The sequence below is a fragment of the Micromonospora sp. DT53 genome, assembly GCF_049841535.1.
Taxonomy (GTDB): domain Bacteria; phylum Actinomycetota; class Actinomycetes; order Mycobacteriales; family Micromonosporaceae; genus Micromonospora.
Window position 1 is genome coordinate 519,285 of the sequence record NZ_JBNCKM010000005.1, and the last position, 22,252, is coordinate 541,536.

Below are 22,252 nucleotides of genomic sequence, written 5' to 3' on the forward strand. Positions count from 1 at the left end.
CGGGGTGCCTGACACCGTGATCACCGGCCCGACCGCCCACCCGATCGACCCCGAGACGTATGCGGCGCTGCACGCCGACGCCACCGCCCTGCTGGAGGGCTGGCAGCCCACCAGGCCGGACGCGGCCAGCGCGCGGGACCGGACCCTCGCCCTGCTCGCCGCCGGCCCGATCGCGATGAGCCGCCAGCACCGGCCGGGGCACATCACGGCCAGTACGTTGGTGCTGGACGCCACCGGCTCCCGGGTGCTGCTCTGCCTGCACATCAAGTTCGGGCGGTGGGTGCAGCTCGGCGGGCACTGCGAGCCGACCGACCAGACGCTTGTCGACGCCGCGCTCCGCGAGGCCACCGAGGAGTCCGGGATCGCCGGCCTGCGCATCGACCCGGTGCCGATCGACGTGGACGTGCACCAGGTGCAGTGTCAGGGTGGCTCGGCGCACTACGACGTCCGGTTCGCCGTGCTCGCCCCGCCCTCGGCAGTGGAGCAGGTCAGCGACGAGGCCGAGGCGCTGGGCTGGTTCCCCACGGACCAACTGCCCGAGCCGCTGGCCGGCGGGACCGCGCAACTTGTCGCACCGGCCCTCGCCGCCCTCAGACGTAGCCCTCTTCGCCTCGCTCCTTGAGCTCGTCGACAAGGGCCTTGACGTCCTGCGCCCGGTCGCGTGGGCAGACCAGCACCGCGTCCGGGGTGTCCACCACGATCAGGTCGCGCAGACCGAGGACGGCCACCAACCGGCCCGACTGCGGCACGACCACGAGGTTGGTGCTGTCCCGTAGCAGCACGCCAGGCTTGGCCTCCGTGCCGAGGACCACGTTGCCCGCCTCGTCGGCCGGCAGCACGTCGCCCAGGGTGTGGAAGTCACCGACGTCGTTCCAGCCGAAGTCACCCGGCACCGTCGCGACGCGACCCGCCGTGGCCGCGCCCTCCATCACCGCGTAGTCGACGGAGATCTTCGGCAGGGTCGGCCAGATCGCGCCCAGGACCTCGTCCTGCTCAGGGGTGCCCCAGGCGGCGGCGATCGCGGCGACGCCAGCGTGCAGCCCGGGCTGCTGGCGGGCCAGCTCGGCGAGGAAGACGTCCACCCGCCACACGAACATGCTCGCGTTCCAGAGGTGCCGGCCCGAACGGACGTACGCCTCGGCGACCTCGGCGGCCGGCTTCTCCTTGAACTCGGCCACCGGCCGCCACGGCACACCCTCGGTCGGGTCGCCGGTCTCCAGGTAGCCGTAGCCGGTCTCCGCGCGGGTCGGGGTGATGCCGACGGTCATCAGCATGCCCTGCTCGGCCCCACGGACCGCCTCCTGGACCGTGCGGATCCAGGAGTCCGGGTCGCGGATCAGGTGGTCGGCCGCGAAGCTGCCCATCACCGCGTTCGGGTCGCGCGTCGCGATCACCGCGGCGGCCAACGCGATCGCCGCGCAGGAATCCCGGGGGGAGGGCTCGACCAGGATGTTGTCCTCCGGCAGCACGGTCAGCTGCCGTGCCACGGCCGCCACGTGCGCGGCGCCGGTGACCACGAGGGTCCGGTCCGGTGTGGTCAGCGGCGCGAGCCGTTCCACGGTCGCCTGGAGCAGCGAGGCACTGGTGCCGGTCAGCGGGTGGAGGAACTTGGGATGGCCAGCACGGGACAACGGCCACAACCTCGTGCCACTGCCACCTGCCGGAATGACCGCATAGAGCATCCGCACATCATGCCCGACGTTCCTGCCCAAAGTGGCACGGGTCACCGGCAGCGGCGTGGAGGGTCAGGAGCGGGCGCGACTCCACGCGGCGATGTGCACCTCGGCGCTGGACTCCCAGGTGAACTCCTTGGCCCGGTCGAACCCCGCCTTCGCCAGCGACAGCCGCCGCTGCTCGTCGTCGAGCAGGGCGGCCAGGTCGATGCCGATCTGCTCCGGGTCCTCCGAGGTGTACGCGACGGCGTCGCCGCCCACCTCGGGCAACGAGAGCCGGGGCGTGGTCAGCACCGGGGCGGCGCACGCCATCGCCTCCAGGATCGGCAGCCCGAAACCCTCGCCGTAGGACGGGTACGCGGCGACCAGGGCGCCGCCGAGGAAACCCGGCAGGTCGCCGTAGCGCAGGTAGCCGGGACGCAGCAGACGCAGGTGCGACGGAACCTCGGCCACCGCGCGGTCGATGTCCTCGTCGTGCCCCTGCCCACCGGCGATCACGAGGGCCGGCGGGTCGACCCGGTCGGCCACCGCGCGCGCCCACCCACGGATCAGGTTGGGCACGTTCTTCCGTGGCTCCTTGGCGCCGAGGAAGGCGACGTAGCTGCTGTTGCCCAGCCCCAGACGGGCGCGGACCCGGGCCTTCTCCTCCTCGGTGGGAGCGTGGAAGGCAGCCTGGTCGACGCCGTGGTAGGCCACGTCGATGCGGGTCGGGTCGGCGTCGAGGAGCCGGATCAGCTCGTCGCGGGTGGCCTTGCTGGGCACGATCACCCGGTTGGCGCGGCGCATCGAGGTCTTGATGGCGCTGCGGAAGAACGTGCGGCGGGACTTGTCGTAATGCTCCGGCTCGGTAAAGAACGTCGCGTCGTGCACGGTGACCGTGACCGGACAGCCGGCCCGCAGCGGGCAGGTGTAGAAGGGAGAGTGCAGCACCTCTGCGCCCACCTGCTGGGCGAGCAGCGGCAGGCCGGTCTGCTCCCAGGCGAGCCGGGCCGGCCGGTGCGCCACGGCGGCGGGGGCGGGGATGATCTCCGCGCCGGGCAGCATGCGGGTGTAGCGCTCCAGATCGGTGCGGAGACTGACCACCGCCAGCTCCACCCCCGACCCGCACACCTTGCCGAGGGCACCGAGCAGACCGTCGACGTATCGACCGACACCACCACGGTCGGTGGGGACACTCGTGGCGTCGATGAGCACGCGGGGCGGGCGACCGGCGGTCACGGGGCGACTCCTTGTAATGGCGGGTCTGTGGGGAACAACACTCCGGGGGTCAAGCCTACGCCGGAGCGCGGGGCCGACGCTGACTGCGACCCGACGGTACGCCGACTTGTCATCGTCATCGAGTACGGGCCGCAGGGGCGTATCGTTCGCGCCGATGGCCGACAACATTGCCCGGGTGTTCGCCGACGCGATCGCGACCGACCCGACCCGACCGCTGCTCACCTGGTACGACGACGCCACCGGCGACCGCACCGAACTCTCCGGCGCCACCTTGGCGAACTGGGTGGCGAAGACAGCCAACCTTCTCGTCGACGAGGTCGGCCTCGCGCCGGGCACCCCGGCCGGCGTGCTGCTGCCGCCGCACTGGCAGACCGCGGCGGTGCTGCTGGGCTGCTGGTCGGCCAAGCTGACGGTGGCGGACACGCCGGGCGACGTGGGGGTGCTCTTCGCCTCCGTCGACCAGTTCGACGCCGCGCAGTCCTGGTCCGCCGACGAGCGGTACGCCCTCGGGCTGGCCCCGCTCGCCGCCCCGCTACGGCAGGTGCCGCCCGGGTTCGCCGACTACGTCGTCGAGGTACGCGGCCACGGTGACCATTTCACTCCACAGTCCGGTCCGGGCCCCGCCGACGCGCACCTGCTGGGCCGCGCCGACGCCCGCGCCACCGAGTTGGGCATTCTTCCCGGTGCCCGGGTCCTCATCGACGCCGCCCGGCACCCCGACCCGGTCGACTGGCTGCTGGCCCCGCTGACCCGAGCTGCCACCGTGGTCCTCTGCGCCAACCAGGACCCGACTCGCCTGCCAGCCCGCCTGACCGCGGAAAAGGTCACCCACCCCCTCCCGTAACCGCCCTGCCGCACTCCGGCCGGCTTTGGGTCGATCATGGAGTCGTGGTGGGCATTTGGTATCCAGGTGCCCGTTTTGTGGGGCACCACAACTCCATGATCGACCCGGGCGGGGGTGGGGTGGGGTGGGGTGGGGCGGGTGGGGTGGGGTGGGGTGGGTTAGGCGGGGGTTTTGTTGGGGGGGCGGCGTTGGGCTAGGGCGGCGAAGGCTGTCAGGGACTCGGGGTTGGCCAGGGCGCCCTTGGCCGCGGCCTGGTCGACAGGAGTGCCGGTGAGGATCTTCTTGACCGGCACCTCCAGCTTCTTCGCCGAGAGGGTACGAGGCACCGAACGCACCTGATGGATCTCGTCGGGCACGTGCCGGGGTGAGAGCGCCGAGCGCAGTTCACGGCAGATCCTCGTGCGCATCGGGTCGTCCAACTCCAGACCCTCGGCCAGCACCACGAAGAGCAGCAGCTCACCGGCGCCGCCCTCGTCGTCCTCCAGGTGCACGACGACCGAGTCGAGCACCTCGTCGAGCCCTTCCACGACCGAGTAGAACTCGGCGGTGCCGAGCCGGACCCCACCGCGGTTGAGGGTGGCGTCGGAGCGTCCGGTGATCACGCAGCCACCCCGCTCGTTGATGGTGATCCAGTCACCGTGCCGCCAGACGCCCGGGTAGACGTCGAAGTACGCCTCGCGGTAGCGGATGCCGTCCGGGTCGTTCCAGAAGCCCACCGGCATGCTCGGCATCGGCTCGGTGATCACCAACTCGCCCAGCTCACCGATGACCGGCGTGCCGTCGGCGGAACGGGCCTCCACCTTCGCGCCCAGCGCCCGGCAGGCGATCTCACCGGCGTACACCGGCAGCAGCGGCACCCCGCCGACGAAGCCGGTGCACACGTCGGTGCCACCGGAGAGCGACTGGAGCTGGAGGTGGTCGCCGACGGTCTCGTACACCCAGCGGAAACCCTCGGCGGGCAGCGGCGCACCCGTGGAACCCACGCCGCGCAGGGCCGACAGGTCGGCGACGTCCCGGGGGACCAACCCGGCCTTGCGGCAGGCCAACAGGTACGGCGCGGAGGTGCCGAAGTACGTGGTGCCGGTCTCCGCCGCCAGCCGCCACAGCCCACCGAGGTCGGGCTCAGCCGGCCGGCCGGGTTCCGCCCGGACCCCTGGGTTGCCGTCGAAGAGCACGATGGCCGCGCCCACCGCCGGGCCGGAGACCAGGAAGTTCCACATCATCCAACCGGTGGTGGTGAACCAGAAGAACCTGTCGGTCGGGCCCAGGTCGTGGTGCAGGGCGAGCATCTTCAGGTGCTCCAGCAGGATGCCGCCGTGGCCGTGCACGATCGGCTTCGGCAACCCGGTGGTGCCCGAGGAGTACAGCACGTAGAGCGGGTGGTCGAACGGCACCGGCGTGAACGTCGACGGCTCGTCGGTGGGCGCGGCCAGCTCGGCCCAGCCCAGCGCGCCCTCCGGCGCGGGGCCCGTCGGGTCGAGGTAGCCGATGCTGACGGTGTGGCGCACCGACGGCAGGGCCGCCCGGATCGCGGCGACCTCGGCACGCCGGTCCACCGGCTTGTCGCCGTACCGGTAGCCGTCCACCGCGACCAGCACGGTCGGTTCGATCTGCTGCCAGCGGTCGGTGACACTGCGGGTGCCGAACTCGGGCGCGCAGGATGAGAAGATCGCGCCCAGGCTGGCGGTGGCCAGCAGCAGGACGTACGTCTCGGTGATGTTCGGGGCGTACGCCGCCACCCGGTCACCGGCGGTGACGCCGAGCCGGCGCAGCCCGGCCGACACCCGGCGGACCTGCTCGCGCAACTCCCCGGCGGTCAGCGTGACCGGCGGGCGCGTCTGCCCGTGGGAGATCACCACCGGGTCGTCGTCGGCCCGCCCCGGCATCCGCAGCACGTTCTCCGCGTAGTTCAGCGTGGCGCCGGGGAACCAACGGGCGCCCGGCATTCCCCGCTCGGCCAGGGTCGCGGTCGGCGGGGTGTGCGCGACCACCTCGAAGTGATCCCAGATCGAGCGCCAGAACCCGTCCAGGTCGGTGGTGGACCAGTGCCACAGCGCGTCGTAGTCGGCGAAGTCCAACCCGCGGTGCTCCCGCAGCCAGCGCAGGTAGGCGCCGATCCGGGACCGCTCGCGTACGTCCGTCGGCGGCGCCCACAGCATGTCACCCACTGCTCCACCCTCCCCCTGGCCCGACACGACACTGTGACTGGGCCGTGGCGCCATCTTGCCCTACCTCGAAGCGCCATTCTGCGCACCGGGTGGGCCAATCGACGCGTGCCCGTCCCACACTCCAACCCGCCACCTCATGTGGGTCAGCCAGCGCGGTGGGCCTGGATGGCGCGACGGCGGGCGAGGCGGTGCGCACGGCGGATCTCCGCCTCCTTGTACCGCCGCTCGTCCTCCGCCGTCTCCGGCAGCACCGGGCGGACCGTCCGCGGCGCCCCACCCACGTCCACGCCGACGAACACCAGGTACGCGGTGGCCACCCGGACCGGCGCGTCCTCGGCCGAGTCCCACCGCTCGGCGACCACCCGCACGCCCACCTCCATCGAGGTCTGGCCGGTCCAGTTGACCTGGGCGTGCGCGTGCACGAGGTCGCCGACCCGGACCGCCTCGGAGAAGACGATCTCGTCGATCGCCGCTGTCACCGCGGTGCCGCCGCTGTGTCGGGCGGCAGCGGCCCCGGCCACGTCGTCGACGAACTTCATCAGAACCCCGCCGTGCACGGTGCCGTAGAGGTTCACGTCCACCGCCGTCATGATCTTGCTGAGAGTGACGCGCGAGTACGACGTCGGCTTGCCGGTCGGAGCGGCGGAGAGGTGCTCAGTCATGTCGAAAACGGTACGGTGCGCGGATGCGACATCTCTGGAGCTTCCTCGCCGGGCTGGTGGTGGCGCCCATCACCTGGGTGCTTGTCACACTGGGGCAGGACGGGTCGAGCCGGACGGTCGACCGCTGGGTGGAGACCGGCACGTTCAACACCGCCAACCTGATCGAGCCGGCCGTCTATCTCGGTGTCGGCGGTATCCTGCTGGGCCTGCTCGGCACGCTGCGCTTCTCGCCGCTGGGCCCGTTGGTGACCGGGGCGCTGCTGGTCACCCCGTACATCGGGATGTTCGTGGCGCCCTTCTCGGTGCGGGACACGATCCCGCACGAGTGGAAGGTGTTCGGCGATCCGTTGCCGCTGCGACTGCCCGTGGAGAACGGCACGCTCTTCCTGATCGGCCTGCTGCTGCTGATGGCGACCTTCAGCCAACAGCGTTGGCGGCAGTGGCCGATCCCGGCGGCGGATCCGGCCACGGCACCCGCCCCCGCGTCGGACGGAGGCCCCCGCAACGACGACTTCACGTTGACCGACTGGCCGTCCCCCGCGCCCGCCGAGCGGGACACCGCGCCCCTCACTCTGGGTTACCCGGCCGACTCGACACCTACCGAGCCGCTGCCCCGCCGAGTGGGTGGCGAATCACCCTGGTCCGCCCCACCGCGCGGTCAACCGCGCCCCGAGGACACCACCGAGATCCGCTGATCGTCGGGGCGGGCCGGTAGACCGGCCCGCCCCTCCGTCTTTCGCCCTAGTGCAGGGCGACTGCCAGGTCCGGGTCGACCGTGCCGAGGCTGGCGCGGGGAACGACGAAGAGCATGACGATCAGCGCGGCGGCCATGCCGCCCGCGATGACGATCGCCATCGGTACGCTCCCGGTGCCGAACAGACCGGCAAGTGGCGCCGACACCGCACCGATGCCGAACTGCACCGCGCCGAGCAGCGCCGCGGCGGTGCCAGCGGCCTCGCTGTGCCGGCTCATGGCCAGTGCCGGCGCGTTCGGCAGGGCCAGGCCGGCGGCGGCCAGGACCAGCCACAGTGCCGCGAGCAGGGTGCCCAGGCCACCGAAGCCGGTCGCCGCGAACATCACCAGCAGCAGGCCGGCCGCCGTTCCCGCGATCAGGGCGCTGACCAGGATCTGTTGCGGGGTGTAGCGGCGCAGCAACCGCACGTTGAACTGGGTGCCCCCGATCAGGCCGACCGCGCCGGCCCCGAAGGCGATGCCGAACTGCTGCTCGTCGAGGCCGTACTCCTGCTGGAGCACGAACGACGACCCGGAGACGTACGCGAACAGGGCCGCCATCGCCAGCCCGGCGACCAGCACCAGACCGACGAACGCCCGGTCGTTGAGCAATCCCCGGTAGTCCCGCAGGGTGGCGCTCACCCCGCCGTGCCGCCGACGTGCCACCGGAAGGGTCTCCGGGAGCCGCAACGCGGCCACGACGATCAGCAGCGCGCCCAGCACCGCCAGCGCCGCGAAGACGCCCCGCCAGTCGGTCCAGCCCAGCAGGCCGCTGCCCAGCGTCGGCGCGAGGATGGGCGCCAGGCCCATGACGAGCATCAGCCGGGAGAAGATCCGGGCGAAGGAGGCACCGCTGAACAGGTCGCGGACCACTGCTGTCGCGACCACTGTGGCGGCGGCGACACCGAGCCCCTGGAGTACGCGCAGCCCGCCGAGCACCGCGATGTTGGGCGCGAAGACGCACAGCACTGATGCCACGATGTGCGCGGCCAGACCGGCCAGCAGCGGCACCCGCCGCCCGACCACGTCGGAGAGCGGCCCGATCAGCAACTGGCCCAACGCGAGGCCGACTAGCGTGCCGGTCAGCGTCAACTGCACAGCGGTCTCGGTGGTCTGCAGGCCCGCCGTGATGGCGGGCAGCGCGGGCAGGTACATGTCGATGGTCAACGGCCCGATCGCGATCAACGCGCCCAGCACGAGGACGAGCTGCGCCCGCTGACGGGTGGTCATGAGGTCGCCGGGCAGCACCTCTTGCGCGACGGCGGAATCGCGTCCGGTCTTGTCCACCAACTGCTTCATCATCTCGATCTCTCTGCCGAAGCTGGTGCGTCGTCACGAGCGGCGCGGGGCGGCACCGGGACCGCGCGGACGCGGCGGCACGGTGTGGGGTGCCGGCGGTGGGCTGCGTGGACGTGACGAGGCAGGGGTCGTGGCGGGGGTGGCCGGGTGGGCGATGATCCGAGGGTGAATCCCCCGGTCGGCAACACCTTGGCGGTGCGCGACGTTCCCGTTGTGTGGGGAGTCACGCGGTCCGGCCCGGCCGGGAGGGCTGTGACCGGTGTCACAGCAGGATCGAAACCGGGGCCGGGGTGCGCGTCGTCTTGCCTGGTGTGAGACGAAGTCTGGACGGGCTCGACGAGGGTGAGCTCCTGCGCCGCGTCGCTCGGGGCGACCGGCGCGCGTTCGACGCATTGTATCGGCGCACCGCCCCGTGGTTGACAGCGCGTTTGCGTCGGCGCTGCGCCGACGAGGACGTGGTGGCCGAGGTGCTGCAGGAGACGTACCTGGCGGTCTGGCGGTCGGCCGGCAGCCAGGCGCAGTCGTCCGCCTCCGGCAGCGCGCTCGGTTGGCTGTGGACGATCGCCGCGCACCGGCTGATCGACGCGTTCCGCCACCGGGCCCGACGGGAGCGGGTGCCGGCGGTGCGGACCTTCGAGACGGTGGCACCGGCGGCCGAGGACGAGGCGCTGGCCGGCGGGATGGACGCCAACCTGGAGCGTGCCCTGCACGCGCTGCCGGCGGAACTCCGTCAGGTGCTGCGCTCGATGGTCCTCGACGGGTTGACCGCGCGGGAGACCGCTCTGCTGCTCGGCATGCCGGAGGGGACCGTGAAGACCCGGGCCCGACGGGCCCGAATCGCCCTCCGGGAGGCGCTGTCATGACCACTCATCCGACACCCACCCTCATCTCCCAGTACGCCTCCGGTGACGTCGACGTCGACGACACCACCATCTGGGCGGTCGAGGCGCACCTGGAGGGCTGTGCCGCCTGCCGCGCGGTGCTTACCGACGCCGCCGACCCGGGGACGCGGGACCTGCTGGACCGGGTGGCGGATGGAATCGCCACCGGGATCGCCACCGGCCCGGGTCCGGTACGCCGTCGCCGACTGCTGCGCACCGGGGTCGCCGCACGGGTCCTGCCCTGGCTGGTCACCGCCACCGGGCTGATGTTGGCCGCGGCCCTGTTCGAGTGGACGTTCGACAGCCTGCCGTCGCTGGTGCTGCTGATCGCGCCGGTGGCGCCGCTGCTGCCGGTGGCCGCGGTCTGGAGTCGGCGCCTCGACCCCGCCTGGGAACTGACGGCCACCATGCCCCGCACCGGCTTACCGCTGCTGATGCGCCGCACGTTGGGGGTGCTGTCGGCGGTCATCCCGGTGCTGGCGGTGGCCGGCTGGTTCACCGGGCACTCCCCCGGGCTCTGGTTGCTGCCCGTCCTGGGGTTCACCGCCGGAGCGTTGGCGCTGGGCACGGTGGTGGGGGTCGACCGCGCGGCACTCGCGCTGGCCGTCGTCTGGTCCGCCGGTGTGGTCGTGCCGAGCCTCGCCGACGGGCACCTCCCGGCGATCCTCACCGGCGGCAGCCTGCCGGGGTGGGCGCTCACCACCGTGGCGTTGACGGCCGTCGTGCTCGTCCAGGCCCGGCGACGTCCGCCCGATCCGCACCAGAACCTTCTGCACCGATGACGACATCGAGCCAGGGCCGAATGGAGAGATCATGATGCGTACGGTCAGCGTGGCGGAGACCGCGCCGTCCACCTATGCGTGGGCGGTGCACGCCGAGAAGTTGCAGGTCCGGGCCGGCCGACACCTCGCTGTCAACGAGCTCGACCTGAGGTTGGGCACCGGTGTGCACGGGCTGCTCGGCCCGAACGGCGCCGGCAAGACGACGTTGATGCGGGCCCTGGCCACGGTGTTGAAACCGGCCGGTGGGCGGCTGACCTTGCTCGGCGGCGAGGTCACCGGCAACGCCGACCTCCGCCAGGTACGCCGCGGCCTGGGCTACCTGCCGCAGCACTTCGGCTTCTACCCGCGCTTCACGGTCCGGGAGTTCGTCGAGTACGTCGCCTGGCTCAAGGAGATGCCGAAGGCGGTCATCCCGGGCGCCGTGCAGCGGGCCGTCGAACGGGTGGGTCTGGCCGACCGCGCCGACTCGCGGATGAAGACGCTGTCCGGCGGGATGCTGCGCCGCGCCGGCATCGCCCAGGCGATCGTGAACGACCCGGCGGTGCTGCTGCTCGACGAGCCGACCGTCGGCCTGGACCCGGAGCAGCGCCTCGACTTCCGCGAGTTGCTGCGGGAGATCGGACTGGACAGCTGCGTCCTCGTCTCCACCCACCTGGTCGAGGACGTCGCGGTGGCCTGCTCCGACGTGGTGCTCATCAGTGAGGGCCGGTTGGTGTGGCAGGGCACCACCGGGCAGCTCACCGAGCAGGGTGGGGCCGGCGACGCCGGCGACAGCGCCACCGAACGTGGCTACTCGTCGCTGCTGCGTGCCTACCGCGGGCGGGTGTCGGCATGACGGGACGCATTCTCCGCATCGAGCTGCGCCGCTCGGCGGCGCTGGGCACCGGCCTGTTGTTGCTGGTAACCGGCGCGGCGTTGCTGCTGTCGTCCACCGAGTTCTTCGCGGGGCGGTGGATGCAGCTGGCGGTGCTCGCCCGGTCGATGCTGATGGTGCTGCTGCCACTCGCGCTGGCAGGTGGGGCGTGGATGGGCCGGCGCGACGCGCGTCACCGGGTCGACGAGTTGTTCGCCAGCACCGTCCGGCCGCGGTGGCAGCGTGTCGTTCCGACCGCCAGCGCTCTTGCGGTCACCGTGGTGACCGCGTACATCCTGGTCTTTGTGATCGCGGCCGGATGGGTGGTGCCGACGTCGGCCTACTTCCCGACCGCGACGATCATCGTCTTCGCGGTCGGCGTTCTGGCGCTGATCGCGGCGGGTTGGTTGGGCATGGCCGCCGGCCGGGCCGTGCCCCGGGTGATCACCGCGCCGGTCCTCGCCGTGGTCGGGTTCGTCCTGGTGGGGTTGGTGCCGGAGTTGGCCACGGCACCCGACACGGGCGCGGAGATCGCGCAGTTCCGGCCGGAACCGGCAGGCGTGCTGCTCCTACCGACGATCACCGGCCTGGACGACTTCCAGACGATCGCGACGCGGGTCAGCCTGCTCCAGGCGCTGTGGCTGGTGTCCCTCGCCGTGACCGGCCTGCTGCTGCTCGGCGCGGTCCGTCGCCGCGCCATCGCGTTCGCCGTGCTCCCGGCGGTGCTCGGCGTCGCGGTCGCGCTACCGCTGCTGCCGGTCGGCGGAGCCCGGGGTGCGGCGGTCGTCGACCCGGTCGCCATCGAACTGGTCTGCGACAACGACGGTCCGCAGGTCTGCGTGACGCGGGCGCACGCCGGGCTGCTGCCCGCCGTCGTCGGCCCCGCCCGCCAGGCGCTCGCCACGATCGCGGCGAAGCTACCCAACGCACCGGTCCGGGCGGTGGAGACCCAACAGGTCAGCTACTGGGCGCGGCTGGACCGGGACCAGGCACCGCCCCGGCACTCCGCCGACACGATCGTGTTCGACACCCCCACGATCGACCGGGGTGGGCGGGCCGACCTGTCCGGCGACTACTTCCTGCCGTCCCTGCTGGAGGCGACCTGGCAGCAGGAGTGCGGCGACCAGGCGGTTCGGGGCGACGTGTACCGGGCCCGGATGGTCGCCGCCGCCTGGTTGACCGGTCGACCACCGGCTCCGCAACAGGGATGGGCACCCGAGGAGGTGGCGGGGCTGGAGAGCGCGTACCAGGCGCTGGTGAGCCTGCCGGAGGTCGAGCAACGACGCCGGATGGCAGCGGTACGCGAGGGCGTGCTGGACTGCCGGGACGACGAGTTGGTGGCGATCCTGCCCGCGGAGCAGCAGTGAGGTGGCTCCAGCTGCACCTGCGCTCCCGTCGGGTCCCCCTCGCCATGGCCACCGCGACCGCCCTGATCGCGCTGGCGTGGGCGCTGTCGCTGGCCTACACCGACGCGACGACCATCAGCGCCCGGACGGCCAGCCTCGCCATCATGCTGGCGGTGGTCGCGGTCGGCACCACCCTCAACGGCGCCGACGACGCCCTCGACCACACCATGGCTGTCAACTGGCCGGTACGCCGCGCCGGGCACCTGCTGCTCGCCGCCGCCGCGATCACCGCACTGCTGTCCCTCAGCATGATCACCGACACGCGCTACGAGCCGTTCGCCCTCATGCTGCGCAACACCGCGGGGCTGCTCGGGCTCACCGCGCTCGGCGCCACCCTGCTGGGCGCCGCCCTGGCCTGGATCGCCCCACTGACCTGGACCCTCATCGCGGTGCTGCCGATGATGGGGCCCAGCCCGGACCCGAAGATGCAGGTCGCCGGCTGGCTGATCCAACCCGCCGGGACCACCGCCGCCACCGCCTGCGCCGTGATCCTGGCGGTGACCGGTCTGCTCGCGTACACCCTGCGGGGTTGCCCCGTGCGGCCGGTGAGCGAAACCGCCCCCGACCGGTGACGGACGCTCCGGTGCTCCGGGGTCCCGGGGCACCGGACGTGCTGTCCAGGGACGTCCACTGCCGAACTACGCCGGGTCCGCGGCCCGCAGCCGTGGCCACCGCTGCTCGGTCCAGGCCCGCAACAGCCACTCCATCGGCCCGTACCGGAAGCGGGCCATCCACGCCGCGCTCGCGGCGAGCTGCGCACCGTAGATCGCGACCGCGATGAGGACGACGACCGCTGGCGCGACGGCACCGGCGAGGCCCAGCCCGACGCCTGTGAAGACCAGCACGCAGAGCAGCGACTGACCCAGGTAGTTCGACAGGGACATCCGGCCGGCCGGCGCGAGTACGGCGGCGACCCGCCGCCCCCGGTCGGTCTGGAAGAACTGGAGCAGGGTGGCGGCGTACGCGGCCGCGAGCAGCGGTGCGGTGAGCACGCCCACCGTCAGCCCGGTCAGGTTGGCGGTGCCCCCGCCCGATGCGAAGATCACCGCACCGGCCAGGCCGATCGGATAGCCCAGCCGCTGCACCCGGCGCAGGAGCTGCCGGTTCCCGGCGATGTCGGCGAGCAGCCGGCGCCGGCCGGCGGCGTAACCGAAGAGGAAGGCCGAGAGGGCGAGCGGGCCCTGCACGAGGAGCGTGCCGACCATCGCCGGCAGCTGGCGTACGTGCTCGGCGATCAGTCCGCCGATCCCACCCTGTAGTGCCTCGGTGGACCGCTGTCCCGCCGCCAGTGCCGCCGCCGGGTCGGTGACCAGCTGGGTCCCGCCCGTGGCGGCGAGCGCGAGGACGAAACCGATCACGCCGGTCAGCAGCACGGCGACGCGCAGCGCGGTCCCGACGCGGACCTTCCGCATGGCGAGCAGGACCAGACCGAGCAACGCGTACGTGGCCAGGATGTCGCCCTGGAACAGCAGCACCGCGTGCAGGATGCCGAGCACGAAGAGCCCGGCCAACCGTCGCCGGAACCGTGGGGCGACGTCGACGCCGCGCCGCGCGGCCGAATCGAGCTGGAGCGTGAAGCTGTAGCCGAACAGGAAGGAGAAGAGCAGGTACGCCTTCATCGTGAAGAGCAGCTCGACCAGCCAGAGGACCGCCTGGTCGCCCCACGAGTCGTGTGCGGGATCCGGAACCAGCTGGAAGGGGTAGCCGGACGCGAAGAAGGCGATGTTGACGATCAGGATGAAAAGCAGCGCCACGGCGCGCAACGCGTCGACATCGACGATCCGGGACAGCGTCCCGGATGACGCTGACTTCTCGACGGGCGGGTCCTTGATGGAGTGGCTCACGGACAACCTCCGCACGGAGAGGAATCGGGCGACTGTCCTGTGACCCTATGAAGTTGCGCGACTCGGACGACAGCCGGTGAGCGGGAAGATGGCCGGTGGGGTAGGCCCTACCCGCACCGGCCCTCAGCTGTCGAAAGGCCCCAACTCAGCCCTTCAACCGCTTCCGCGCCGCGCTACCGCTGAGAGTTACCGTCCTCGTGCATCTCTTGGCCACGTCGTCGTCGTGCGTCGCGAGGATGACGGTCTTGCCCGCGTCGTTGAGCCCACACAGCAGGTCGATGACGATGTCGCGGTTGTCATCGTCCAGCGAGCCGGTTGGTTCGTCGGCGAGGATGATGTCGCAGGGCTTCAGCAGGAGGCGCGCGACGGCGACCCGCTGCTGCTCGCCGCCGGACAGCGAGAAGACCTTGCGGTTCTCCGATCCCGGAAGCCCCACCTGGTCGAGCGCCGCCGCCATGCTGTGCCTCTTCGACGTACGGCCGGCCGAATCGGTAAACGCGATCTCAAGGTTGTGCGCGACCGACTCGTTGTCGATGAGGGCGAAATTCTGGAACAGGTAACCCAGGTGCAGACGCCGGAGCCGGTTCGCGGCACGGCTGCGCGGCCCGGGCGCCTTGCCGCCCAGCAGGCGAACCTCGCCGGCATCCGGGGAGTCCAGCAGGCCAATGATGTTGAGCACCGTTGACTTGCCCGTGCCGCTCGCGCCGGTCAGTGCGAGCATCTCCCCGGTCTTGACCTGGAGGTCGAAGTCGCTCAGGACTTGACGGCCGCCGTAGTGCTTGCGGACGGTGCGGAGTTCGACGCTGTTGTCCACCGTTAGAGCTCCTTCAGTCGTCGGGCCGCGTTCCGGCGTTCCAGCACTGTCGCGATCAGGATGAGGAACGGGGCTTCGATCAACAGCGCCGCGACAGTGACCGCCAGGAGCATGAGAAAGGTGGTGAAACCGGCTCCGGTTGCCACCCCCACCGCTAGCAGCCCGGTGACGAGCACGCCGGCGAGGATGGCCTGCCACAGCGCGGTCAGGCCCAGGAAGGTGAGCAACTCCCGGTAGGACCGCAGGAAGCCCATGCCGTGCAGCCGTCGTACGGTGAGTCGTTTGCGGTGCCGATCGGATGCGACGAACACCATCGTGGCGTTCAGTAGGAGAATGACGATCAGGGCCGCGCCGGCGAACGCCGCGAGCCAGGATATGGCGCTGCGAACCTTGGCGTTTTCGGTGTCCATGGCCTCGTAGCCGGTCACGAGATGCTGGAGGTTGTCGTCGAGCTTCAGCTCTTTCAGCTGCGGTTCGACGCTGCGGAACACCGCTGCGGAATCGCCGTTGACACGTACCTTCAAGGGCGGGTTCAGAGCGCCGGTGATCGCGTTCAACCGGTCCACCGGGAGGCTGTTCGCCTGCGTCATGATCTCAATGACAGGATTCTTGATCATGTTTCCGTCGTTGGGATTCACCAGCGAGTTGAAGCTGAACACCTCTTGGCCGGGTGCCATCCAGATAATGCGGATAGCTTGGTCAGTGAATTGCGGCGGTGCAGGTTCACCGAGCATCTTCCCGTATGCCTGGACGGCGCCCATCACATCGTTGCTACCCGTCCGCTGTGTCTGCAGGTACGCCTTGAACTCTGCCTCGCGCGACTTGAATTGGCTCGACACCGCCACCACCCAGGCCTGCTCGGATTCATCGACCACGATCGGCTTCCCGGACTCGTCCAAAACTGGGTACTTGTCGAGATAGTTGGTGTTCACCCGGATCGGCTTGGTCGGCCACGGTGGTACGGGCTGCGTCGGAGCCCTCGGCACGTAGTTGATGGCGTCGACGTAGAGCGCGCCGGCCTTGTCGAGTTCGGGGTACAGGTCGCGCGCTATCGCGATGCTCATGTCATCGCTTCCGGTTTTCAGATTCTCGCGGTCATTCCCCACCGAGAACGGATAGAAGACCGCGTACTCTGAGAGGCTCTTCCAGTTGGCGTTCTCCTCCTGCTGTTCTCGCAGATCGTCGAATTGCTGCCACGCCAGCACGACCAGAACGACGAGCAGCGCCCCGACGACCGCCTTGACCACCGCGGACGTGACGACCGTCGCACCGAAGTTCTTGGCCGGTGCCGGACTGAAGTTCTTGGTTCGCGTCTGAGTGCTCACTGCAGGCTTCCTTTGACGAGGTCAGCGATGTGGACGCGCCGGATGACGAGGAGTCCGACGCCGGTCGTGGCCGCAACACCGATCGCCGCCACCTCGACGAGCGGGACGGCGAGGGTACGCAGGAACGGCGCATCGACGTCGGGAACGGCGAATGAGGCGACCAGGAGCGCGCACAGGGCGACGGCAGTGGAGCTGAGCTGCAACTTCCCCACGACCTGGTACCAGATACGCGGTGCGGAGTGACCCATCAACCGCAGCACACCGATGCGTTTGCCTTCGCGCAGGCAGAGGACGGCGACGACAAGCGTGGCCAGACCGGTGAGGACGTACGCCAAGATCGCCTGGCTCACGCCGCCTTCGAGCGAGTCCTCAGCGGGGACATCGGTCAACTCGCCTGGGGTGAGTCCAGGCACTCCCGCTTCGACAAGTCGCTCGCGGACTATGGCGAGGAAGCGATGCGTGGCGGCCGGGTCGGCGGACTCAACGACGTACCGCCCCACGGTCGGCAGCGCGTCGAAGGCATGCCGCAACGGCGCGAACGTGAGGTCGTACCGGTGGTTGACGACCGCAGGCACACCGACGTTGTCTCGGGCGCCGACCCGAGCCGAGGAGACGGTCGCCACCGACGAACGCGACTCGGCAGGGGTGAGCCAGCGACCCTCGGCAAGCGTGAAGTCGTCGAACAGGCGACTGCGATCGCCACCCATGATGATGTAGTGCGTGATCTGGGTTCGCCCGGACGCCACGGTGCCGACCGACGTGCGCAGGACGTTCGACGCGGTTGCCTCGCTCGCTTCGGCGAGAATGCGTAGCGCCATCGCCGGTTCGGCCGCGCGAACGCCGTCCGGCCAGACGAATGGGGTGCCGATCCGGCTCGCGGCGACCTCGCTCCGCGATTGCTGGGCAAAGCTTGCATCCGCGAAAACGACCGAACCGATGGCCAGAAAAATCCCCGTTAACAAACAGGAGAATACGGTTCTCAAGTTGTTGGTTCTCCCCCGAAGTCGAACCACAAGACGGCCGATGACAGCATCGGACCCGACCGTCGCCGGGTCCGATGCGCGATCACTTTTTCGTCATGACGGGATCAGGCCGCGTTGTTCCAGTACGTGTAGCAGGTGTAGGCCCAACCAGCGGTTACGTCGGCGTACGAGAAGTAGCCGGCGTTCGCGTATCCCTTGTCCGTGCCGCTGGCCAGCACCGCAGTCGAGCTGTGGTAGTTCGACGGGTGCGAGTAGTTGGAGTAGCACTGCTTCAGGACTCCGTTGGCGGCGGTGCCTTGACACCAGGTGCCGCCGCCCGTGCTCGAACACGCCGCAGGCGAAAACCCTCCGGACGGCGTGGCGCCGCCACCAGAGGCGGCTTGTGCACCAGCGGCGCCCCCGACGAGCATGAAGCCGGCCAATGAGGCGACCGCAATCGTCTGCGAGGCTCGCACCTTGAGCGACTTACGCGTACTTGACATAGCTTCCCCGTTCCTCTACGGCGGATGTTGATTGGACGTCCGCAAAAGACGATACAGAGGGCTGTCGGCATCAGCAAGTGTCTATTTGATTGCGTTCAGTTAACTACTCAAAGCGCGTCACCGAGATCTCGGTGTTCTTGCGCGCCGTTCGGAACGTGCCGGTAATCGCGGCGGCGGCGAGCAGGAGACTCGCAGCCAGGGCAAGGAAGTAGGACCGGTCCGGCCAGGAGATCGCACGGCGTCCCTCGGTGAGGCCCGCGACGACGCACCAGGCGACCAGGAACCCGAGCCCGATACAGAGGGCGAAGACCGTGGCGAGGGGTAGCGCGGCCTCCGCGAGGATGACACGTCGCAAGGCTGACGCGGGCATACCCATGAGCCGCAGCAGGCCGAGCATCCGCTTACGGTCGAGGATGGCAGCGGTGGTCGAGACCGCCAACGAGACCGCGGAGATGACTGTGGCCACCAGGATGCCCAGGCCCGCGAGGCCGGCGTAGCGGTTCGCCGTCGTCTCCAACGCCGAGGCCGCCTGCTCGGGACGCGTCGTCGGCGGTAGCGCCAGTCGCAGTCCGCTGCCGAGCACCGCGGTGCGGGCGCGTTCGATCGAGGCCGCCGCACCGTCGGTGGCGACCACAAGAATCGCCGGCGCGTTGGCGGACGCCGCCGACGCGGAGACGACAGGCGGTCCACCCTCGAAGTAGTCGCTTGTCACCCGCACATGGCCGGCTCCGGCGGGGACGGGCAACCCGAGCCGCGCGGCATCGGATGCAACGAAGACGATCCCCTCTTCCGGGTGGTGGTAGCCGAGCGCCGCGACCGTCACTCCGGCGGTGCGGGCGACCGGCAACGCTTGTGCAATCGCCGCGTCCGCTTCGGTGGACGGGATGTTGAGACGAGCAACCACTGTGGACTTCGGTAGCCGGTCGGCATTGTCCTCACGGGCAGACTCGCTGCCGACGGCGGTGATGGCCGCTGAGAACACCGACACCATGAAGACAGCCACGACCAGACCGCTGACCGCGCGGAACGTGGCCCGAGGGTGCCGACGGATCCGGTTCATCGCGATGACACCGGCCGTGCCCCGGACCCCACGGGCCATGAGGTGGGCCACCCAGAAGGTCAGCACCGGGCCGGAGGTCACCAGCCCGAGCGAGACCAGCACGAAGCCCATGACGAGAAGAACTTCCATGCCCACGAACCGCGAGCCGGACAGAGACACGAGCGTGACGCCGAGCATCAATGCCGCGCCGACGACCAGCGGCACGACGGCGAGGGCTGCGGGGCGGCCCTCGGACCGATCGCGGGTGACGCCGAGCGGCCCGATCCCGGCGTGGGCGGTGCGCCACCACGCGACGGCCGTGGAGACGGCGACGACACCCGCGACGACGACGACCACGGTGAAGGGCGCCACGGTCAGGTCCGTGGGGAAGAACCGGCCATCACCCACCTCGATCCCGGCAGCGACCGGGATGAGCAGCCACGCCAGGATGGCACCGGCGAACGCGCCGACGAGGCTGGTCACGCCGGTCTCGACGGCGGCGATGTCGGCGACCCGGCGCGGTGTGGCGCCGATGAGGCGCAACGCGGCGAAACGCTCGGCGCGTTCGGTCGCACCCAGGCGGGTGACGATCCCGACAAGTATCAGAACCGGCAGCAGGATGGCGATCGCACCGATGATCGCGACCGTGCGGTAAGCGACGCTCGGATACGCGGCACCGCCGAACCCCGCGACGGACCAGACGCCGAACTGTGAATCGCCCGACGCGCTGCCGCCTCGCGCCGGATCCAGGTCGCTGGTCGCGGCGCCCGCCACGACGACCAGCGAATCAGGGCTCGCCAGCCCCGCGTCGCCGATCACGCCGACCCTCGTGCCGTAGCGGGCGCCGAGCTCATCGGCCGGATGGGCGTCGATGAGGGCGACCAACGCCGGCGAGGCGTGATACGTGCCAGCCCGCGGAGCGCGCCCGACGCCGGGTATGGCCACGGTCGAGGCCGGCGAGGCGGCGAGGTCGACCCGGGTGATCACCTGTCCCGCGAAGAAGTCCGAGGTGGTCGACGCCAGCACCGTGTCGTCCCCCAGCGCGACCCCTGCGGGATCGGTTACCTGTTGGGCGGACACCCCGGCACTCAACGTGGTCCAGGTCGAGCGTTCGGTGCGGGACGCGAGGCCGTTGTACGCGCCCCACAGCAACAGCAGCAGCGCGACGCCGACCCCGACACCGCCGGCCATGCCGACCAGCCGGCTCCGCGCGCCTCGGCCGCCCGCCGTGAGCAACCTCGCCAGCGAGAAGAGGCTCATTCGGTCAACCCGGCGAAGGTGATCAGCCCGTCGCGGACGATCAGCTCCCGGTCGGCGTACGCGGCCGTGCGCGGGTCGTGAGTGACGAGCACGACAGTGGTGCCGGTCGCCCGCGCCGCCTGGGTGAGGGCGAGCATCACGTTCTCGGCGGCGAGCGAGTCCAGCGAGCCGGTCGGCTCGTCGGCGAACAGGACGGTCGGCTCGGTGACCAGCGCCCGGGCCACGGCGACGCGCTGCGCCTGGCCGCCGGACAACTGCGCTGGCAGCTTGCCCGAGTGCTCGGCAAGCCCGAGTCGTTCGAGCCACACACTTGCCTGTCGCAACGCTTCGCTACGCCTGGTGCCCGCCAGCAGCAGAGGTATCGTCACGTTGTCCACAGCGGACAGGTCGGGCAGGAGCTGACCGAACTGGAACACGAACCCGAACTCGCCCAGCCGCAACCGCGACCGGCCCGCCTCATCAAGCGCGGTCAGCCGGACCTGCCTGTAGTCGACGGTGCCGTGATCGGGGACCAGGACACCGGCAAGCACGTGCAGGAGCGTGGACTTTCCCGAGCCGGACGGCCCGGTGACGGCAACGATCTCTCCGGCGCGTATGTCGACGTCGATGCCGCGCAAGGCCTCGGTCAGCCCGAACGCCAGCCGCAGGCCGCGCGCCCGCAGCAGGGGCGCCGGCCCTCCCCCGGCCGCCGGCGACGGCGCGCCCATCACCTCGGCCTCGCTCACCTCGCCACCGCCGCCCGCAGCTCGGAGAGGCGCGACGCCGTCAGGTCGATCCAGCGCAGGTCCGCCTCAATGTGGAACAGGGCGTGATCACACGCCAGCACGGTCTCCAGGGGTGCGCCCTGTTTCTCCTTTGTCAGCTCGCGCATCTGAGCCATGTGCTGGGCGCGTTGCAGGTCGAGCACGCGGCCAGCGGGGTCCCCGAGCAGCAACGCGATGATCGTCTTCGCGAAGAGGTTGCTCTGCAGAGTCCCGGACGGCACCTCGGGAGTGAACATCCACTCTTGGACCCGGCCTCGGCCCGCCAAGGTGATCCCGTACCGCTTGCGGTCCGGCCCGGACCCCGCCTCGGCGCCGACCAGCTCGATCCAGCCGTTCCGACTCAGCCTCGTCAGTGTCGAATACACCTGCCCGAACGCCAGCGGTTTCTTCATGCCGAACCAGCGGTCGTAGCTGCTCTTGAGGTCGTAGCCGTAGCTCGCACCGGCCCCTAGCAGGCCAAGAAGCGCAGTCGTGTTGTCCACCACACCACTATATACGCGATATCTACATGAGGAACCCACCGGCGGCGGAAAGGTGCGGCGTCTCGACGGCGTCGGCTGGTCGGCCAACGGGTGCAGGCGCCCTGGCCAAGGACCGCCTCGGGTCAGCCCCGCCTCACGTGCAGCTGCTGTGGACCGTGGCGTCCGCAGTCTCTCCGCTCGCCAATCGCGCGGCTGAGCACGTCCAGCAGCGCTCGGCCAGACATCCGCGAACTGCTGCACCGCTACGCCGACGCCAACGCCCGCCCCAAAAGCTGTCGGCATGCCCGTCGATGACGTTGCGTGACGGGCGTCCAGTCGACATCTCCACGTGGCATCCGCTTCTGTCGATGAGTACGTATGCGATCTCTGCCTCGACCGGCCAGACCACATTCCCCTTCGCGCCGAACGACATTCGCTTCCGCCGTCGACCGCGCGCTGAGTGCGACGTGATTTCCGCGCCGTCACCGAGGGCAGCCCTCCGAACGCGAGAGACGGAGCGCCGGTCGCCGGGCGCTGCGAGCACCGTGCCCATGACGACTACGAACGACGCCGAGTTGGCCGCGGCTCCGACCGGCCGGCCGGGCTACTCCGTATACCTCGGCGTCCACCACCGAAGAGGGGCTTCGATGGTGGATGTGGACGCGGCGTGGCGTCAGGCGACGATGATGACTGTTTTGCCGAGCAGCTTGCCGTTGCTTGCATCCTGGTGGATGGTCGGCAGTTCCTCCAGCGGCCGGCGGT

General features: G+C 70.5%; 21 protein-coding genes. 8 read left to right on the forward strand and 13 right to left on the reverse strand.

The window, feature by feature from the left end; genetic code table 11:
* The first annotated feature begins 4 nt into the window (after positions 1-4).
* Positions 5-622: an NUDIX hydrolase gene (locus ACLQ3B_RS19370; RefSeq protein WP_425782116.1), complete on the forward strand. Its 618-nt coding sequence runs from the start codon at positions 5-7 to the stop codon at positions 620-622.
* On the opposite strand, the gene ACLQ3B_RS19375 is transcribed toward ACLQ3B_RS19370, so the two are convergent.
* Positions 591-1,682, reverse strand: coding sequence for a mannose-1-phosphate guanylyltransferase (locus ACLQ3B_RS19375; RefSeq protein WP_425782117.1), 1,092 nt, complete (start codon positions 1,680-1,682; stop codon positions 591-593). The genes ACLQ3B_RS19370 and ACLQ3B_RS19375 overlap by 32 nt on opposite strands.
* A gap of 63 nt (positions 1,683-1,745) precedes the next feature.
* Positions 1,746-2,891, reverse strand: coding sequence for a glycosyltransferase family 4 protein (locus ACLQ3B_RS19380; RefSeq protein ID WP_425782118.1), 1,146 nt, complete (start codon positions 2,889-2,891; stop codon positions 1,746-1,748).
* A 154-nt stretch (positions 2,892-3,045) separates the two neighbouring features.
* Between ACLQ3B_RS19380 and ACLQ3B_RS19385 the strand changes: the two genes are divergently transcribed.
* Complete coding sequence (locus ACLQ3B_RS19385) at positions 3,046-3,735, forward strand: TIGR03089 family protein (protein WP_425782119.1); 690 nt, start codon at positions 3,046-3,048, stop codon at positions 3,733-3,735.
* A 158-nt stretch (positions 3,736-3,893) separates the two neighbouring features.
* Here the strand turns inward: ACLQ3B_RS19385 and ACLQ3B_RS19390 are convergent, their stop codons facing one another.
* Positions 3,894-5,903 (reverse strand): acetoacetate--CoA ligase, encoded by a 2,010-nt coding sequence (locus tag ACLQ3B_RS19390; RefSeq protein ID WP_425782120.1) that lies wholly within the window; start codon positions 5,901-5,903, stop codon positions 3,894-3,896.
* A gap of 143 nt (positions 5,904-6,046) precedes the next feature.
* On the reverse strand, positions 6,047-6,565 hold the full coding sequence (locus ACLQ3B_RS19395) for an acyl-CoA thioesterase (RefSeq protein ID WP_196928284.1): 519 nt from the start codon (positions 6,563-6,565) through the stop codon (positions 6,047-6,049).
* A 23-nt stretch (positions 6,566-6,588) separates the two neighbouring features.
* Here ACLQ3B_RS19395 and ACLQ3B_RS19400 point away from each other — a divergent pair, with 23 nt between their 5' ends.
* Positions 6,589-7,260 (forward strand): hypothetical protein, encoded by a 672-nt coding sequence (locus ACLQ3B_RS19400; RefSeq protein ID WP_425782121.1) that lies wholly within the window; start codon positions 6,589-6,591, stop codon positions 7,258-7,260.
* A 46-nt stretch (positions 7,261-7,306) separates the two neighbouring features.
* Here the strand turns inward: ACLQ3B_RS19400 and ACLQ3B_RS19405 are convergent, their stop codons facing one another.
* A complete protein-coding gene (locus tag ACLQ3B_RS19405) occupies positions 7,307-8,599 on the reverse strand; it encodes a multidrug effflux MFS transporter (protein ID WP_425782122.1) in 1,293 nt (430 codons plus the stop codon).
* Positions 8,600-8,907: 308 nt separating this feature from the next.
* On the opposite strand from ACLQ3B_RS19405, the gene ACLQ3B_RS19410 reads away from it, so the two are divergent.
* Genes ACLQ3B_RS19410 through ACLQ3B_RS19430 form a run of 5 tightly spaced genes read left to right on the forward strand, consistent with a single transcriptional unit; the run spans position 8,908 to position 13,090 of the window.
* Positions 8,908-9,459: an RNA polymerase sigma factor gene (locus tag ACLQ3B_RS19410; RefSeq protein ID WP_425782123.1), complete on the forward strand. Its 552-nt coding sequence runs from the start codon at positions 8,908-8,910 to the stop codon at positions 9,457-9,459.
* Entirely contained in the window at positions 9,456-10,259 is an 804-nt protein-coding gene (locus tag ACLQ3B_RS19415) for a hypothetical protein (protein ID WP_425782124.1), read from the forward strand. Before ACLQ3B_RS19410 ends, ACLQ3B_RS19415 begins: the two co-directional genes overlap by 4 nt.
* Positions 10,260-10,293: 34 nt before the next feature.
* Positions 10,294-11,094 (forward strand): ABC transporter ATP-binding protein, encoded by an 801-nt coding sequence (locus ACLQ3B_RS19420; protein WP_196930288.1) that lies wholly within the window; start codon positions 10,294-10,296, stop codon positions 11,092-11,094.
* Positions 11,091-12,479, forward strand: coding sequence for a hypothetical protein (locus tag ACLQ3B_RS19425; RefSeq protein ID WP_425782125.1), 1,389 nt, complete (start codon positions 11,091-11,093; stop codon positions 12,477-12,479). Before ACLQ3B_RS19420 ends, ACLQ3B_RS19425 begins: the two co-directional genes overlap by 4 nt.
* On the forward strand, positions 12,476-13,090 hold the full coding sequence (locus ACLQ3B_RS19430; RefSeq protein ID WP_425782126.1) for a hypothetical protein: 615 nt from the start codon (positions 12,476-12,478) through the stop codon (positions 13,088-13,090). The genes ACLQ3B_RS19425 and ACLQ3B_RS19430 overlap by 4 nt, the downstream gene beginning before the upstream one ends.
* A gap of 66 nt (positions 13,091-13,156) precedes the next feature.
* Here ACLQ3B_RS19430 and ACLQ3B_RS19435 read toward each other — a convergent pair whose 3' ends face one another.
* The 8 genes from ACLQ3B_RS19435 to ACLQ3B_RS19470 all read right to left on the reverse strand — a co-directional run bounded on the left by ACLQ3B_RS19435 (position 13,157) and on the right by ACLQ3B_RS19470 (position 21,511).
* A complete protein-coding gene (locus tag ACLQ3B_RS19435) occupies positions 13,157-14,362 on the reverse strand; it encodes a DUF418 domain-containing protein (protein WP_425782127.1) in 1,206 nt (401 codons plus the stop codon).
* A gap of 145 nt (positions 14,363-14,507) precedes the next feature.
* Positions 14,508-15,176 carry an ABC transporter ATP-binding protein gene (locus ACLQ3B_RS19440; RefSeq protein ID WP_425782128.1) on the reverse strand — a complete coding sequence of 223 codons (669 nt, stop codon included), beginning with the start codon at positions 15,174-15,176 and terminating at the stop codon, positions 14,508-14,510.
* Positions 15,177-15,178: 2 nt separating this feature from the next.
* Complete coding sequence (locus ACLQ3B_RS19445; protein WP_425782129.1) at positions 15,179-16,501, reverse strand: hypothetical protein; 1,323 nt, start codon at positions 16,499-16,501, stop codon at positions 15,179-15,181.
* A complete protein-coding gene (locus tag ACLQ3B_RS19450; protein WP_425782130.1) occupies positions 16,498-17,484 on the reverse strand; it encodes a hypothetical protein in 987 nt (328 codons plus the stop codon). The genes ACLQ3B_RS19445 and ACLQ3B_RS19450 overlap by 4 nt, the downstream gene beginning before the upstream one ends.
* Before the next feature lie 104 nt (positions 17,485-17,588).
* The gene (locus tag ACLQ3B_RS19455; RefSeq protein ID WP_425782131.1) at positions 17,589-17,966 is read right to left on the reverse strand and encodes a lactococcin 972 family bacteriocin; all 378 of its coding nucleotides are present in this window, start codon (positions 17,964-17,966) and stop codon (positions 17,589-17,591) included.
* Between the two features lie 103 nt (positions 17,967-18,069).
* Positions 18,070-20,265, reverse strand: coding sequence for an FtsX-like permease family protein (locus tag ACLQ3B_RS19460; RefSeq protein ID WP_425782132.1), 2,196 nt, complete (start codon positions 20,263-20,265; stop codon positions 18,070-18,072).
* Complete coding sequence (locus tag ACLQ3B_RS19465; RefSeq protein WP_425782147.1) at positions 20,262-20,972, reverse strand: ABC transporter ATP-binding protein; 711 nt, start codon at positions 20,970-20,972, stop codon at positions 20,262-20,264. The genes ACLQ3B_RS19460 and ACLQ3B_RS19465 overlap by 4 nt, the downstream gene beginning before the upstream one ends.
* A 14-nt stretch (positions 20,973-20,986) precedes the next feature.
* Complete coding sequence (locus ACLQ3B_RS19470) at positions 20,987-21,511, reverse strand: PadR family transcriptional regulator (RefSeq protein ID WP_425782133.1); 525 nt, start codon at positions 21,509-21,511, stop codon at positions 20,987-20,989.
* Positions 21,512-22,252: the final 741 nt, after the last annotated feature.

Excerpts from the sequence above, each read along its gene's own strand:
- ACLQ3B_RS19420 (WP_196930288.1), top strand. The coding sequence starts at position 10,294 with ATGCGTACGGTCAGCGTGGCGGAGACCGCGCCGTCCACCTATGCGTGG.
- ACLQ3B_RS19415 (WP_425782124.1), top strand. The coding sequence starts at position 9,456 with ATGACCACTCATCCGACACCCACCCTCATCTCCCAGTACGCCTCCGGT.
- ACLQ3B_RS19375 (WP_425782117.1), bottom strand. The coding sequence starts at position 1,682 with ATGCTCTATGCGGTCATTCCGGCAGGTGGCAGTGGCACGAGGTTGTGG.
- ACLQ3B_RS19405 (WP_425782122.1), bottom strand. The coding sequence starts at position 8,599 with ATGATGAAGCAGTTGGTGGACAAGACCGGACGCGATTCCGCCGTCGCG.
- ACLQ3B_RS19385 (WP_425782119.1), top strand. The coding sequence starts at position 3,046 with ATGGCCGACAACATTGCCCGGGTGTTCGCCGACGCGATCGCGACCGAC.
- ACLQ3B_RS19455 (WP_425782131.1), bottom strand. The coding sequence starts at position 17,966 with ATGTCAAGTACGCGTAAGTCGCTCAAGGTGCGAGCCTCGCAGACGATT.
- ACLQ3B_RS19425 (WP_425782125.1), top strand. The coding sequence starts at position 11,091 with ATGACGGGACGCATTCTCCGCATCGAGCTGCGCCGCTCGGCGGCGCTG.
- ACLQ3B_RS19460 (WP_425782132.1), bottom strand. The coding sequence starts at position 20,265 with ATGAGCCTCTTCTCGCTGGCGAGGTTGCTCACGGCGGGCGGCCGAGGC.
- ACLQ3B_RS19465 (WP_425782147.1), bottom strand. The coding sequence starts at position 20,972 with ATGGGCGCGCCGTCGCCGGCGGCCGGGGGAGGGCCGGCGCCCCTGCTG.
- ACLQ3B_RS19400 (WP_425782121.1), top strand. The coding sequence starts at position 6,589 with ATGCGACATCTCTGGAGCTTCCTCGCCGGGCTGGTGGTGGCGCCCATC.
- ACLQ3B_RS19395 (WP_196928284.1), bottom strand. The coding sequence starts at position 6,565 with ATGACTGAGCACCTCTCCGCCGCTCCGACCGGCAAGCCGACGTCGTAC.